11 protein-coding genes and 3 tRNA genes are annotated in these 15,128 nt (G+C 71.2%); 2 read left to right on the top strand and 12 right to left on the bottom strand.

Annotated elements, in window-relative coordinates; all coding sequences use genetic code 11:
• The first annotated feature begins 46 nt into the window (after positions 1–46).
• The gene (locus TA90_RS13765; protein WP_074015311.1) at positions 47–370 is read left to right on the top strand and encodes a helix-turn-helix domain-containing protein; all 324 of its coding nucleotides are present in this window, start codon (positions 47–49) and stop codon (positions 368–370) included.
• Here TA90_RS13765 and TA90_RS05180 read toward each other — a convergent pair.
• The 8 genes from TA90_RS05180 to TA90_RS05145 form a co-directional block, all read right to left on the bottom strand.
• Positions 329–401: transfer RNA gene (locus TA90_RS05180), tRNA-Arg, on the bottom strand. The two genes, TA90_RS13765 and TA90_RS05180, sit on opposite strands and share 42 nt — an antisense overlap.
• A gap of 72 nt (positions 402–473) precedes the next feature.
• Entirely contained in the window at positions 474–1,466 is a 993-nt protein-coding gene (locus TA90_RS05175) for a PfkB family carbohydrate kinase (protein WP_043534978.1), read from the bottom strand.
• A gap of 72 nt (positions 1,467–1,538) precedes the next feature.
• Positions 1,539–3,311, bottom strand: coding sequence for an amidohydrolase (locus TA90_RS05170; protein ID WP_082031495.1), 1,773 nt, complete (start codon positions 3,309–3,311; stop codon positions 1,539–1,541).
• A 135-nt stretch (positions 3,312–3,446) separates the two neighbouring features.
• A complete protein-coding gene (locus TA90_RS05165) occupies positions 3,447–4,832 on the bottom strand; it encodes a M20/M25/M40 family metallo-hydrolase (protein WP_082031480.1) in 1,386 nt (461 codons plus the stop codon).
• Positions 4,833–4,861: 29 nt separating this feature from the next.
• On the bottom strand, positions 4,862–6,553 hold the full coding sequence (locus TA90_RS05160; RefSeq protein ID WP_074015307.1) for an MFS transporter: 1,692 nt from the start codon (positions 6,551–6,553) through the stop codon (positions 4,862–4,864).
• 167 nt (positions 6,554–6,720) lie between these two features.
• Positions 6,721–9,918 (bottom strand): discoidin domain-containing protein, encoded by a 3,198-nt coding sequence (locus TA90_RS05155; RefSeq protein WP_043534933.1) that lies wholly within the window; start codon positions 9,916–9,918, stop codon positions 6,721–6,723.
• Between the two features lie 270 nt (positions 9,919–10,188).
• Positions 10,189–10,277 (bottom strand) — tRNA-Ser (locus TA90_RS05150).
• Between the two features lie 53 nt (positions 10,278–10,330).
• Positions 10,331–10,420, bottom strand: a tRNA-Ser gene (locus TA90_RS05145).
• 118 nt (positions 10,421–10,538) lie between these two features.
• On the opposite strand from TA90_RS05145, the gene TA90_RS05140 reads away from it, so the two are divergent.
• Positions 10,539–11,651: an NAD(P)H-quinone oxidoreductase gene (locus tag TA90_RS05140; RefSeq protein WP_052450539.1), complete on the top strand. Its 1,113-nt coding sequence runs from the start codon at positions 10,539–10,541 to the stop codon at positions 11,649–11,651.
• 91 nt (positions 11,652–11,742) lie between these two features.
• Here the strand turns inward: TA90_RS05140 and TA90_RS05135 are convergent, their stop codons facing one another.
• From TA90_RS05135 to TA90_RS05120, 4 genes are read right to left on the bottom strand one after another with little or no spacing between them, the layout of a single operon-like run.
• Complete coding sequence (locus TA90_RS05135; protein ID WP_043534932.1) at positions 11,743–12,624, bottom strand: amino acid ABC transporter permease; 882 nt, start codon at positions 12,622–12,624, stop codon at positions 11,743–11,745.
• On the bottom strand, positions 12,621–13,262 hold the full coding sequence (locus TA90_RS05130; RefSeq protein ID WP_043534931.1) for an amino acid ABC transporter permease: 642 nt from the start codon (positions 13,260–13,262) through the stop codon (positions 12,621–12,623). Before TA90_RS05130 ends, TA90_RS05135 begins: the two co-directional genes overlap by 4 nt.
• 20 nt (positions 13,263–13,282) lie before the next feature.
• Positions 13,283–14,263 (bottom strand): glutamate ABC transporter substrate-binding protein, encoded by a 981-nt coding sequence (locus TA90_RS05125; protein ID WP_147513384.1) that lies wholly within the window; start codon positions 14,261–14,263, stop codon positions 13,283–13,285.
• Positions 14,264–14,317: 54 nt separating this feature from the next.
• Entirely contained in the window at positions 14,318–15,061 is a 744-nt protein-coding gene (locus tag TA90_RS05120) for a gamma-glutamyl-gamma-aminobutyrate hydrolase family protein (RefSeq protein WP_043534930.1), read from the bottom strand.
• Between the last annotated feature and the right edge of the window lie 67 nt (positions 15,062–15,128).

Here is a 15,128-nt window from a genome sequence, read left to right as displayed (position 1 = left end):
CCGATTCCACTTCACATTTTATTGCTTCACGCTATAGACTCAGGTCATGAGTACACAGACCGTGGCCCGAGAGCCACAACTCTCTGAAGTCGTAGCGGGGAACGTTCGCGCACTCGCGGCGCGCGCAGGGCTCTCTCAGTCGGCGCTGGCTCGCGAGGTTGGGATGTCACAATTCCAGGCGCACAAGCGTTGGCACGGGACGACACCGTGGGCCTTGGATGAACTTGACATGGTGGCCGCCATCCTCGGCGTCTCTGTCCAGGACTTGGTGACCGACTTCATGGAAAGCAGAACCCCCACCGGTGGATCGCACCGAGGGGGGTTGCCGCGCGCCCGAAGGGACTCGAACCCCCAACCTTCTGATCCGTAGTCAGATGCTCTATCCATTGAGCTACGGGCGCATCGCCGTTTGGCTGGGAACCACTGTACGCGTCGCGCGGCGTGGAGGACAAACCGGCTCCCTGGGCGATGGGTCACAGACCCCCGAGCTGCCCGGAGATCGCCAGCTCGAGCTCCTCGACGGTGGGCGCGGTGGCAGGTCCCTCCCGTGTGACGGACAGGGCGGCGGCCACGGTGGCCAGACGGATGGAGTCCTCCAGCGAGCGTCCGACCGCGAGCGCGGCACACAGGACCCCGGCATGCGTGTCGCCCGCGCCATTGGTGTCCACTGCCCGCACGCTCGGCGCCGGCACCAGTTCTGCGGCACCGGAGTGGGCGAGCCAGGCACCCCTGGCGCCCGCGCGCACGACCACGCAGGCATCGAGCCCCTGGGACAGGGCGGTGGCGAGGGCGGCGCCGTCCTCGCCCGCGTCGAACCCGAACAGGCCGGCGAGGATGCCCGCCTCCCTGAGGTTCATGGTCCACACGGGATGCAGCGAGGCGACCCGGCGCAGGGCGTCGGGATCCGTCTGGTCGACGATGGTGGAGGGATCGAACACGACCGCCGGGGCGCCAGGAGCCGCGGCGCTTCCCGGCCTGCCCTCGAGGGCCAGGCGGGAGACCAGCCGCAGCAGCGCGTCACGCGGCTCGGGATCGGCCAGGGAGTATCCGGTCATGTAGACGACGTCCCCGGCTCCCAGGTGGACGTGGTCGTAGGCCTCCAGGGGGGTGGCCAGCTCAGCGCCCCGGGTGGACAGGAAGGTCCGTTCCGAGTCGGCGTCCGTCAGGGCCACGCAGAACCCCGTGTCCAGTTCCTTCTCCCTGTACCCGGTGAGGTTGACGCCCTCACGGATGAGCGTGCCGCGCGCGACCTCCGCCAGGGGACCGACACCGATGCCGCCCACGTACTCAGCGGTCACCCCCATCCGGCGGACGGCCCGCAGGACGTTGAAGCCACCACCGACCTCGAGGGCGAAGGAGTCCGCGAACACCTCGGTGCCGGGGGAGGGGACGTGGTCGACCTTCATGGTCAGGTCGATGACGACCTGCCCGGTGTGGACCACCCTGCCCCCGTTGCCGTTCTCCATGTGCGCACCCCGATCCTCGAACCTGCGTGTGCGGGCGTCCTCGACCGCGTCACGGCACCAGTGTGGCACACCTCACCCTCGACCTCGCGGCCCCACGACGCTCCCGCACGGACCCGCGCACGTCAGCCGGGACGGGCCCCAGGACCGGGCCACCCGACCGCCCACCACCGTGGTGAGCTGCCCCGGCGCGCGCAGACGCTGCGCGGACTCCCCGACGTCGACCACCGGCGCCAACGGGTTCTCCCCGCACAGGACCACGTCCCCGCGCGAGCCCACGGCCACGGGTCCGCACCCGTCCACCGAGGCGGCCAGCGCCTCCTCAGGGGTGAGCCTCTGCTCGGGGCCCCACACCGCACCCCCGTCCACGAGGCGTCCCACCGCCACCGACATGGCGAGCCAGGGGTCCAGAGGGGCGACCGGCGCATCTGACCCGAGGTGCAGTCGGACCCCTGCACCGACGAGGTCGGCGAAGGCGTAGCAGCGCGACTCAAGCCCCGGCCACACCCGTGACACCGCCGACCAGTCGTCGAGGAGGTGAGCGGGCTGGACGGAGACCTCGACACCCAGGCGTGCGAGGATCGCGGGCGCGTCGACTCCCCCACCGGCCGGGTCGCCCAGCAGCTGGGCGTGCTCGACCCGACCCCGGGCCCCGGTGGCGAGGAATGCGGAGGCGACGTCCTCCAGACAGGCGTCGCCGATGGCGTGGACCGCCATGGTGAACCCCGCGGAGGTGGCCCGCGCCATGAGGTCCTCGAGCTCCGCCCGTGACATGTTCTCCACGCCGTGGGTGTGTGCCAGTCCGAGGGCAGGCGGGTAGCTGGCATGGGTGAAGGCGGTGCAGGTCCCCATGGACCCGTCCGCGATGACCTTGAGGGGACCCTGGGTGAACAGCGCGTGGCCGCCCTCGTCCACGGGGGAGGCGGGGAGCGGGTCCCCACTGCGCAACCCGAGCCGGGTCCACTCCCCGAGCTGCTCACGGTAGATCGCGGCGCGGATGCGTGGCAGGGGGACACCGCCGGCGCCCTCCCACGCCGCGACCCGCCGGGGCCACTCGTCGGGAGAGGCCGGCTGCGCCATGTCCACCACGCCCGTGACCCCGCGGTCCAGCATGTCCGCCAGGACGGCGCGGTACCCGCGCTCACGCAGCTCGCGCGAGCCGGGCAGTTCGTCGAGGCGGTTCATCACCCCGAACCAGGGGTCCTCCCGCAGTGGGCCACCGGGGTCGGCCACGCCGAGCGCGCGCAGGGCCGCGGAGTTCAGCCACCCCGAGTGGACGTCGCCCGAGACGAGGGCGACGGGGACGTCCCCCGACACGGCATCGAGTTCGGCCACGTCGGGGGTTCGCGCCCAGCCCGACAGCCTGAAACCGAACCCCTGCACGCTGACCCCACGGGCGCGGTCGGCGGCGGACAGTGCATCGACCGCCTCCCGCACCAGGGAAAGGACGTCCTCCGGCGTGCGTGTGGTGCGCAGGTCCAGGCGTCCCGCCCGTGCGGCCTCGAGGTCGAGGTGGGCGTGCGCGTCCCACAGGCCGGGGACGGCGAAGGCGCCGCCACCGTCGAGCTCGTCGACCCCGCCGCGGTGCAGGTGCGGTCCGACCTCCGCCACCCGGCCGTCGCGGATGAGCACGTCGACCGGCTCGCCCGCGTCGACCCCGCGTGCGGCGTCCGCGGCGCGCAGGTGGGCGGCGCGCTCCAGTGCCGCGTCCGCGGCACGACCGGGGTCGCCCACGGTCGGCACGGCGGAGGTCCCGTGGTCGGGCAGGTGGGTGGCGTAGGTACGCGACAGGGTCGCACGGTCGCGGAAGGGGACGATCCGGACGTCCCGGATCAGCAGGTCGGCCATGTGCGGCATGGTAGATCCGCTCCGTGCCGCGTCACGCCCGCGTCCACGTCCTCCAGGCGGGGGCCGCGGGGTGCTGGTCGACGGGGGCTCCGCACGGCCTGCGCACGGGTGTCCTGCGGGAGCGACGCGGTGTGCTCACAGACCGCGCACGAGCTCCTGGTAGAAGACCACCCCGTCCTCCAGCGCCTTGACCCGGATCCGCTCGTCGGGGCCGTGGATCGTCGCGCGCTCGGCGGCGGACATCTCGAAGGGCGTGAACCGGTAGACGTGGTCGCTGAGGGACGTGAAGTGCCGGGAGTCCGAGGCGCTCATCTGGACGTAGGGGAGCAGCACGGCGTCGGGGTGGGACGTGGCCAGGGCCCGTCCCAGTGCCTCCCACTGGGCGCCCTGCGAGGGCGAGACCGGGGACGGCTCGCTCGCGGACACGACCTCGACGGTCACCGCCGGGTCGTGCACGACGCGGCGGATCCGGGCCAGCGTGCCCTTGAGGGTCTCCCCCACCGCGATGCGGACGTTCAGGCCTGCGCTGGCCGAGGTGGCCAGGACGTTGAGACCTGCCGACCCGGACAGTTGGGTGACGGCGACCGTCGTGCGCACCAGGGCGGCGGTCTCGGCACCGCTGGCGGCCAGGACCCGGGCGATGGCGGGCGCGAGGGTGCGCGCCCTGGCGTAGACCCTGGCGAGTGGGCCCTCCGTGTGTGGTGCGGCCAGTTCGAGCATGGCGGCGACCGGCTCCGAGAGGCGCACCGGGAAGGGGCGGTGCTCAATGCGCGTGATGGCCCGCGCCAGGCGGAAGGTCGCCCCACGGCGCGGTGGGGTGGAGGCGTGGCCGCCGGCATCGCTGGCGGTCAGACGCAGGTCGACGACCCCCTTCTCGGAGACACCGACCACGGCGATCCGGCCCGCGACACCGGGCAGGGCTCCCTCGACAACGGCGCCGCCCTCGTCGAGGACGAACCAGGGGTGGATCCCGCGCCCGCGCAGGACCTCCGCGACCGCGCGCGCCGAGCTCCCGTCCTGTTCCTCGTCGCAGCCCAGGCTCACGACGATGTCGCGCACGGGTCGGTGCCCGGCGGCGGCGAGCGAGTCGAGCGCCTCCATGAGCGCGCAGAGCGATCCCTTGTCGTCGAGCGCCCCACGGCCCCGCACGGCACCGTCGAGGACCTCCCCGGAGAAGGGCGGAACGCTCCACCCGGGTGCCGGGGTCTGCGGCGTCACGGTGGCGGGATCGATCCCCGTGATGCCCACGACGTCCTGGTGGGCCATGAACATCGCGGGGTGGTCGGCGAGGGAGCGGTCCGACCCGCTCCACGTCATGAGCAGCGCGCCTGACACGACCTCGACGTCGAGGACCTCACGGGCGTGGGGCCACTGGGTGGCGACCAGCTCGCGCAGGGCGGCGAAGGCCGGGGCACTGCCGGGCTCCTGTCCCCTCACCGACACGGTGAGGACCCTGATGGCCCTCCCGAGCTTCTCCGCCACCGTGGATGTGGCTCCCCCTGCCCCGTCATCGACGGACATGTGTCCTCCTCGTCCTGGCCCGCGTGCCTTCACGCGGGTGCGCCCAGATCAGTCTCCCCCACCGGGGCCGCTTCGGGCGCGGCACCCTCGTCGGGGTCGTCACCCCCGTTCGTGTCACCGGTGGGTTCCGCCGCGCCGACCGCATCGGGAGCGCCCTCGAAGGAGCCTGCGGGGGCCATGAGCAGGAAGCCGACGGAGACGAGCGCCGTCACCCCGCACACGATCCACACCGTCATGTACCCGCCGAAGGAACCCGCCGTCCCGGCCTCACCCGCCAGCGTGTCGTGGTTGCCGGACAGGAGTGCCACCGCGAACGCCGCGGAGGCGACCATCCCGCCCACGGTCTTCGTCGTGTTGGTGAGCCCCGTGGCGACGCCCGTGCGGTCATGGGGGGCCGCGGAGGCAGCAGCGGCCGGCAGCGCGGCGACGAGGGCGCCCGAGCCGAGCCCGGCGACCACCATCCCCGCGAGCATCGTCAGCTCACGCGTGTGCAGCACGAGCAGCGAGAGGTAGCCAGTGGCCACGAGCAGGCTCGCCAGCACGAGGCTCCGCCGACCCCCGAGCACGAGGGCGATGCGGGAGTGCAGGAGGGCACCGGTGAAGGTGGCGAGTACGTACCCGAGGATCAGTACCGACACCCCGATGCTGCTCAGGCCCAGTCCGTAGCCGTAGACCTCCGGGTCGGTGCGCGCGAAGGTCGACAGCGAGCCCTGCGCCCCCAGCACGGAGACGCCGAAGAGGCCCGAGGTGACGACCACGGGCCACAACTGGGTGCCGCGGACGACGCGCACGTCGATGAGGGGGTCCTCGACCTGGAGCTCCGCACGCACGAAGGCCCACAGGAGGACCAACCCGACCACCACGAGTCCCCACGCCCATGGCGAGGTGAGGCCCTGGAGGCGCACGAGCGTCAGTCCCGTGCCGACCGCCAGCAGAGACAGGCTCACCAGCACCGCACCGCGCAGGTCCAGACGGCCCCCGGGAATCTCCGGCGCCTCGGGCACGCGGGTGGCGACGACGAGGACGACCACGGTGACCAAGACCGCCGGCACGCCCAGGACGAGAGGCATGTGCGTCGGGGCGAAGACACCCAGTTGGCCACCGAGGACGGCTCCCGTGATGGCGCCGGCCTGGAGGGCCGCGACGATCACGCCCGCTCCCTTCGTGGTCAGCCGGTGGGCGTCGGGGAACTGCCTGGCCCGCGCACTGATCAGCGCCACGTCCAGGGGCAGCCAGGCCACGTAGGCCCCCTGGACGGCCCAGGCGATGGTGAAGGTGAGGTAGTTGGGCATGACCACGATGCCCCAGCTGCCCACGGCGGTGACCACGGAGGACCACAGGAGCATCCTGCGGTACCCGAGTGTGTCCCCGAGCTTGGCGAAGATCGGCACGCACACGGCGGAGACCATGAGCTGGGCGGCCTCGAAGATGTTGACGTCGGCGTCGTGGATGGCGAGGTGGCGGGCGATGTCGGTGTACAGGGGGGTGTAGTAGCCCTGGATGATCCCGGACACGAACTCCACGACCACCAACCAGCCGACCAGTGAGGTCATGCCCGCCGCGGCGATGCCGACGACCGGGGACCCACCGGGCGTGGCCTCCCCGCCTGACGCGTCGACGGGGCGGGAGGGGGCAGCTCCGGGGGCGGCAGTCGCGGACCCTGCAGGAGAGCCCGTCCCGGGCAGTGCGGGACCTGCCGCCCGCCCGCGGATTCGCATCATGCGATGACCCTAGAAATCGGCAAGAAGGGTGTCAATCGAGGATCAAGCAGTGGTCAAACGCACCGGTGGCGGGGAGGTGGCCGTGGCACGCCTTCCGCCGCCCACCGGCCGTGGCGGGTGGCGCCCATCGCGACACGCCACCCGCCACGGATCCGGGTCCGGATCCGTCAGCCGATCCTCCTCCTGCGCACGACGAGGGTCCCGGCCCCGGTCGTCATCAGGAGGAGGGCGAGTGCCCCCAGCGACCCGGCGGTCGCGCCCGTGTGGGCGAGGTCCGTGGCATCCTCCGTCGCAGTCGGCGAGGAGGACCCGGTCGCCGTGCCGGTGGCGGAGGGTGAGCCGGTCCCCGGCGTCGTCGGGGACCCGGACTCAGCGGGCTCGGACGGCTGGGCCGACTCACTCGGCTCCGTGGGTTCACCCGACTCACTCGGCTCCGACGGCTCCGACGGTTCGGTGGACTCGCTCGGCTCGGGCTCCGGGGCGGCCCCGACCTCCACGGAGTCCTCCGCCAGGGCGGTGACACCGAACGCGTCCGTGGCCCTCACCGTGTACGTCCCGGCCGCGGGCAGCGTGCCCGTGACCTCGGCCGTCCCGTCGGACCCCGTGCGCCCCGTCCACGTGGTGGCCGACCCGTCCCCGGATGCGGGGGAGTCGGCCGTCCCCGTCGGCGTCCAGGTGACCGTCACCTCGGCGTCGGGCGTGAAGGACGCCAGGGAGACGGAGGCACCCTCGGCGCCCGCGACGAACCCGGACGCCCCCTCCGCGCTCTCCACACCGAGGACCTCGGCGGGACGCGAGGTCGCGCTCCCGTCGGGGTTCAGCGTCGTCGAGCCCGCGGGCGCGTAGACGCTCAGGGAGTACAGGCTGTACGCGTACTTCGTCAGCCGGCTGGTCCCGTTCATGCGGATGTACCGCGCAGTCGTGCCGGCCGGCAGGTCCGTCACGGTGGTCACCGGTGAGGTGGTGTTCTGGACCGTGGCGGCGGTCGTCCACGTGTTGCCGTCATCGCTCACGTCGATGGTGTAGTCCTTCGCGGCGGCCGTCTCCCAGGCGATCACCACGCGCCCCACGTCCTGGGTCTTCCCGAGGTCCACCTGCAGCCACTGGGGATCTGCGGTCTTCGACTCCCATCTCGTCGAGGCGTCCCCATCGGTGGCGTTCTCGACCTTGTTCGTGGTGTTCTGGATGCTCGAGGCAGTCGTCGGCTGGTTGAGCGCCAGGTCATCGCTCGCGGAGGACCCGTTGACCTCCAGGGTGCGGACCGAGTAGGCGGCTGCGCCCTCGATGACGGGTTCGGTCAGCACCAGGCGGACGTACCGCGCCCGCACCGGCGGGAACCCGAGCTGGCTGCTGCCCCCGGAGCCGTCGGACGCAGCGGTCTGCACACTCCAGTTCACGCCGTCCTCAGAGGTCTCGAGCCGGAATGCCCTGGCCGCTTCGGGGCCCCACACCACGGAGGCACGCGAGACCGTCTTCGCCGCCCCGAGGTCCACCGTGAGCGACTGCTCGCCGCCCGCCCCGGACGTCCAGAGGGTCGACGTGTCCCCGTCCGCCACGGCCGAGGGGTCGGAGCCCTCGGCACTCGACGACGCGGTGACGCCGGCGGACTCCACGACCAGGTCCCTGTCGGTGTTGCGGTTCCACGCCACGGCGGTGCCGTCGAAGGTCGTGGCCGATCCCTGCGTCGCCCTCGTCGCGCCCGCGGGGACCTCGACGAGGACCACGGAGTGCCCGGCGGGGACGGTGATCGTGGTCGTCCCGGAGACCCCGGTCGCCAGCATCGAGTCCGACACCGAGTCGTAGAGGTCCTTGCTGCCCGACTCCAGGGCCACGGACACCTTCGCATCGGTGGTGTTCGGGTTGTAGTACAGGTAGGTCGGATATGCGTTGGTCCCGAAGAAGTCGAGGGCGTTGAGGTCGGTCCGGACCACGTTCGCGACGTTGGTCGCCGACAGCGAGGCACCCATGAAGCCGACCCAGCTGGATCCGTAGAGCCCGAGGCTGGTGGCGTCCTTCCCGACGCCCCAGTTCGCCGAACGGTCCGGCACGTCACCGAGCGCCATGATCCCGGCACTCCCGGAGGTCGTCAGCCCCTCGTACGCGATGACGTGGGCCGGGTCGTCGATGAACCGGCTGCCCCAGTACTGCTGGTCGGCGGTCAGTTGGTCGGCGTAGAAGTAGCGGGCCGCGTGGTCGACGTTGAGCATCCAACGCCCGATGGTGTCCGCGTAGCGCGCATCGTACTTGGCGGTCGCCGCGAGGAGCGGGGTGGCGAAGGAGTTCATGGCGAACGCGTAGCCCGTGTTCCCGTTCGTGCAGCCCTTGGGTCCGCAGTCCGTCTTGGACCCGGAGAGCCCGGAGACGTCGACGCCACCCCAGGTCCCCGTGATGGTCCCCCAACCGCGACGCGTGTTGGAGCCCGCCATCAGCCAACCGATGTACTTCGAGACGTCGTAGTCGGTGCCGTCCTCGGCGTTCATGCGCGCGGCGATGTAGGGGGCGAGGATTGGGATGACCTCGTAGTAGAGGTTCTGGTTGGAGCGCTGCAGCGCGTCCATCGCCCACTCGGCGCCCTCGAGGTACTTGGAGTCACCGAACTTGGCGTGGGCCCACAGGAGGATGGCTGCGGCGCCGGCGGCGGCCTCACCGCCCTCGTTGCGACCCTTGACCGCCGTGCCCGTGGCGAAGTCGAAGTCCTGCATCGTGATGTCCGCGTTCGCACCGCCCACGGACTTGAGCATCGCGTAGTACTGGTCCGCGATCGACCGCAGCATCGGCGTCATGTCCGTGGCGTCGGGGTACTGGTCGCCGAGCATGTAGTACAGGACGTTGGAGACCGTCGTGTACCAGATCGACTGCGAACCCGGGGCGCTCGAGGACGAGGAGGGGGTGTCCTTCGCCACGCCGAGATCCGGGTGGTAGAAGGTGCGGAGCATGTCGACGTAGTCCTTGCCGTCCTGGTCGGACTTGTCGACGCCGACCAGGGTTGCCCCGACGACCGAGGCGATCTGGGTGACCGCCTCCTGGTTGCCGTTGCCCGCATCACCCTGGACGCGCGTGTCACCGTAGTAGGCGGGCATCTTGAAGGTGGTCGAGCCCGCCGGCATGTTCAGCGCGGAGGTGTCCGTCTGGATGGTCGTGTAGGAGCCACGGTCCTGCCAGTCGTAGACGAAAGCGTCGTAGTCCTTGGCCCTCTGGGCCCAGTCGAAGGAACCCGTCGAGGGTTGTGGGGAGGTCGGGAAGCCCGACACCGTGCTGTTGCTGACCTGTTGTTGGGGGTCGGCCAACGCGGTTCCCGCGATCCCTGCAACCATGCAGGGAGCCAGGAAGCCGGCGACGACCATCGTTCGGAGACGACGCGCCATGGGTGCTCCTAGAAGCGATGTGGATGGAATGGGCTGTCCTGAGACCCGGGTCCTGCCACGGACGGCCGACGCACGTGCCGACGAACGCGGCCGGTGCCATCCGGTTCACTGCCTCGCCGTTGAAACGTGCCCCGGTCGCACCGAAGCGTTTCGGCCGTGAGCTCGACGAGCATCGTACGTCCGTCCCACACGGGAGTCAACGAGCGCGGACGGCATCCACGCCCATGGCAAGGGCCCCGGGATCACGAGGATCCCGGGGCCCATTTCCAGCGGAGACGGAGGGATTTGAACCCTCGAGGGGCGTGAACCCCTACCTCCTTAGCAGGGAGGCGCACTCGACCTGGCTATGCGACGTCTCCAGTACGTCCCAGACTAGCGAACTGGCGAGTCACCCCGCCAATCACCGGTCCGGTGGCGGAGAGCAAGGGATTCGAACCCTTGGTGCCATTGCTGGCACAACGGTTTTCAAGACCGTCACCTTCGGCCGCTCGGTCAGCTCTCCAAGCCGTCTGATCCTAACCGCTCCCGCGCCCTGACAGAAACCGCGGACCCCACACCGAAACCACCCGGCCCGTGGGACCACCCCGACCGGATGACCACCGACGGGAGACAATGGACACATGCGCTGCCTCACACCTCTGTCCGAGACCACGCCCGGCGACCCGGCGGTCCGGCGACTCGACTCCCGGCTCACACTGCTCAACTCCCCCGATCCCGTCCCGGGTGAGGGACAGGTCCTCATCCGCGTCACCGCCTCAGGGGTCAACCGGGCCGATGTCGCCCAGGCCCGTGGCCGGTACGCCCCTCCCGCCGGGGCCCCGGTGTCCCTCGGCCTCGAGTGCTCGGGCACCGTGTCCGCCGTGGGGCCCGGCGTCACCCGCTGGCAGGTGGGCGACGCGGTGTGCGCGCTGGTCAGCGGCGGCGGCTGCGCGGACCTGTGCCTCGCCGAGGACGTCCACGTCCTCCCCCTCCCGCTGACCTCACTCGACCCTGCCGCCGATCCGCGTTTCACACCCGGCTTCTCCCCGCTCTCCGACGAGGAGGTCCTGGAGACACGCCTCGACCGCGACACCGCCCCCCACGTCCTGGCCGCCACCCTGGTCGAGGCCGCCGCCACCTCCTGGCTCAACCTCGTGGAGGTCGGCGGTCTCTCACGTGACCCCGAGGAGAACGCCGGGCGGACCGTCCTGGTCCAGGGCGGCACCGGCTCGGTGGGCACCATCGCCATCCAGATCGCCCGGTCCCTGGGTTGCCGGGTCCTCGCCACCGCGGGCTCACCGGAGAGGGCTGTCGCCTGCGTGTCCCTGGGCGCCGACGCCGCCGTGGACCGCCACGACGAACTCGCCCCCTTCATCGCCACCCAGACGGAGGGGCGGGGCGTGGACCTCGTCCTGGACGTCTCCGGTGCAGAGTCCCTGGGCCCCAACCTCGACGCGCTCGGGCCCGGTGGCACACTCCTGGTCATCGGCCTGCTGGGTGGATCCGTCGGAGCGCTCGACATGGGCCGCCTGCTCAGACGCAACCTGACGGTGCGTGGAACCACCCTGCGGTCCCAGTCCCGCGCGCGGCGCGGCGAGGTGTGCGATGCCCTCGAGACCTGGGTGTGGCCGCTGGTGCGGCGGGGACTCGTGCGACCGGTGCTGGCTGAGGTCGCACCACTCGAGGACGCGGTCCGGGTGCACACCTCGATGAGGACCGGTGGGAGGATCGGGGCACGCGTCCTGCTGCCCTGAGGTCCGGACCACCACCCGCGCGGGGCACTGCAGGCCGACGAGGGCGGCGCCGCCCTCGTCGGTGGGTGGGCACCCCCGGGCGGCTGCGCGCTCAGCGCATGCGGGTGGCCACCTGGGTGGCCCCGGCGCGGGCGTAGCGGCGCTGGCTGCGCCTGCCCCAGGCCTCGGCCGTCTTCGAGATGGCCACGTTGATGAGGATGTAGACGACCGTGACGAGCAGGTAGGTCTGGATGAGGTTCCCGGTGGAGGACACCAGGACCTTCGCGGAGTACTGCAGCTCGGAGTAGGACACCGCGTAGCCCAGTGTCGTGTCCTTGAGGAGCACCACGACCTGGGCGAGGAGTCCGGGCATCACCAGGCGCACCGCCTGCGGGAAGACCACGTAGCGCATGGCCTGTCCCTCGGTCATGCCCACCGCAGCGGCGGCCTCGGACTGGCCGGTCGGCAGCGCGAGGATGCCCGCACGGAAGACCTCGGCGATGGTGGCGCCCGAGCACAGCCCGATGGGGATGACCAGCTTCCAGTAGAGCTCCGGGTTGATGCCGTAGCGGGGCAGTGCCATGAAGAAGATGTAGATGAGGAGCAGCAGCGGCATCGCCCGGAAGAACTCGATGAGCCCGGTCGACACCCACCTCACGGGGCCCCTCCTGCTCAGCCGTCCCAGGGCGAGGACCACGCCGAGCGGGAGGGCGATGGCGGCCGCCCCGAGGGCGCCCAGGAGGGTGTTGCCCAGTCCCTTGAGCAGGTAGCGCTGGATGGGCCACTGCAGGAACGCGGACCACTTCGCGGGCGCCAGCTGGCCGTTGACCCCGAAGAGGTACACCGCGTACACGATCCCGGCGACCACCAGCACCAGGGAGGCGGCAGTGATCCACCGGATGCGGGCGACGGCGCGCGGACCGGGGGCGTCGAAGAGGGCGGTGGGTCCCGTGTTGGTGGTCCCACGGGTGGGGGCGGCGGTCGCAGCACTCATCGCAGGACCCTCAGCTTCCTCTCGAGGCGGTCACCGACCGCACCGGCCAGGAGGGCGATCACCAGGTACATGACCGCGGCGACCATGAAGGTCGCGAGCCCGCGGGCCTCCTGGTTGTTGATCCAGGAGACGGTGGCCGTCAGGTCGCGCACCCCCACCACGCCGGCCAGGGAGGAGCTGATGAGGACGCCGATGAACACCGTCACGAGCGGCTGCACCATGGAGCGCACGGCCTGGGGGAGGACCACCTGGCCCACCACCCCGGAGAAGGTGAACCCCAGGGACCTGGCCGCCTCGATCTGCCCAGCGGGCACGGCGTTGATGCCCCCGCGCACGGCCTCGCACAGGAACGCCCCGCCCACGCAGGTCATCGACACGATCACGCAGGTCTTGAAGGACATGGTGATTCCGATCTCCGGCAGCGCGTAGACCACCACGATCATGAGGCTCATCAGCGGCACGTTGCGGAAGATCTCGACGAACACCAGCCCGACCGCGCGCAGGGGCGCGATCGGGCTGATGCGGAACGCCGCCATGAGGGTGCCGAGGACCGCGGCGCCGAGGAATGCCAGCACCGTCAGTTGCAGGGTGACTCCCAGTCCGGCCAGGAAGTCCCAGCGGTACCCCCACAGGACCATGTCTCAGTCGCCTTCCCGTGTCAGTTGATGCCCTCACCGATGGCGGGAGGCGTGGGTTCGGTCTTGATCTCCGTCTTCGCCTGGATCGTCTGCTTCCACAGGTTCAGCCAGGTGCCGTCGTCCTCGATCTTCTTGAGGAAGTCGTTGACGAACTCCGTGGCGTCGGATCCCTTCGGCACACCCAGACCGTACAGGTCGGCGTCACCGAAGGGGTCACCGACCACCCTGAAAGTGCCGGGAGAGGCGACCACGTTGTTGAGCAGCAGCGTCTGGTCGATGACGTAGGCGTCCGCGCGTCCCTGCTCCACGGACTGGATGGCCTGGGCATTGTCGGGAAGGGCGAGGACCTGGGCGTCAGGGGCGTACTTGGCCAGCACCGTCTCACCCGTGGACCCGGCCTGGGTGGCCACCGTCTTCCCGGCGAGGTCGTCGATGCCCGTGATGTCCGTGTTGTCCGCCTTGACGAGGATCCCCGCCTGGGAGGAGTAGTACGGGCCGGCGAAGTCGATGCGCTCCAGGCGCTCCGGGGTGATGGAGTACGTGGCGGCGACGATGTCGACCTGCTTGTTGACCAGGAGCTCCTCGCGGGTGTCCACGGAGACCTGCGTCAGGGAGGTCTTCGACGCGTCACCGAGGATGTAGCGGGCCAGCAGCTGGGTCAGACCGGCGTCGAAGCCGGTGACGACGCCCGTGGTGGGGTCGAGGTTGGAGAAGAGGGTCGCGGTCTCGGTGCCGCCGACGCGCAGGGTGCCGGCGTCCTTGATGGCCTTGGCCCATTCGTTCGCCTCGATGACCGAGTCGTCGGCCACGGGCCCGCCGTTGACGATGGCGTCGTAGGCGGCGTCGGAGGACTCGAAGCCGCCGCCGGCTGCCGCACCGGACTCGCCGGACTCGCCGGACTGGGAGCTGCCGCCGCAGGCGGACAGGGCCAGCATCGCGGCGGTTCCGAGGGCCAGTGCGGCCAGGGGACGCGTTCGCAGGTGGTGCCGGGTGCTACTCATCGGTTCTCCTTGTGTCGGTGCGACGCCGGACGGCGCCGCGGATGGGATGTTGCCCTACGCGGCGACCCTGTCGAGGGCGGCGGTGCGCAGGTGGTCGAGGAGGGCCCCGAGGGGGCCGGGGTCCGAGGAGGGGTCCTCGGGGTGCCACTGGACACCGAAGACGGGGGCCGAGGTGTGTTCCACCGCCTCCACGGTGCCGTCCGGCGCGCTCGCCGTCAACAGGAGCGACTCGCCGAGACGGTCGATGGCCTGGTGGTGTGCGGAGCGCACTTCTGGGTCAAGGATGGCACGCGACAGCCTCCGCGTGTGGTCAACGACCAGCCCGTGACGGGCAAAACTCAGGTCCTGGAGCAGGGTGTCGGTCCGGTGACCGGGTAGCTCGAGGTCCTGGACCAGGGTGCCGCCCAGGGCGACGTTGACGACCTGCGCCCCTCGGCAGATGCCCAGCAGGGGCGCGCCCCGGCGCACCGCGTCGCGCACCAGCTCGACCTGTGCGAGGTCGGCGCCGTGGTGGTGTCGGGACTCGCGGGGGTAGCCGGCCGCAGCGCCGTAGAGCTCGGGCGAGACGTCCTCGCCCCCCATGAGGACCACCGCGTCGGCCTGGCGGGCGCGGCCGACGGTGGCGCGCACGCCCTCGTCCTGGGCGAAGGCCCAGGTGACCTCCCAGTCGCGCGAGGCGACCTCGACGAGGCGCGAGGAGAGCAGGGTGACCAGGTGGTGGAAATCGGGTGCGCCCACGCGGGAGCCCACGACGTTCGAGACGAACAGTCGTGGGCGGCCGGTGGGCGGGGTGCTCATGCGACCACAGTGGCATCACCCGCCACAGGTCCGCGACCGGTGTCCCACCGGTCGGTCCTCCGTGACA

Source organism: Actinomyces polynesiensis, from assembly GCF_000820725.1.
Classification (GTDB): domain Bacteria; phylum Actinomycetota; class Actinomycetes; order Actinomycetales; family Actinomycetaceae; genus Pauljensenia; species Pauljensenia polynesiensis.
Note: the sequence above shows the minus strand (reverse complement) of the source record. Positions and strands in the feature narration are given on the sequence as shown.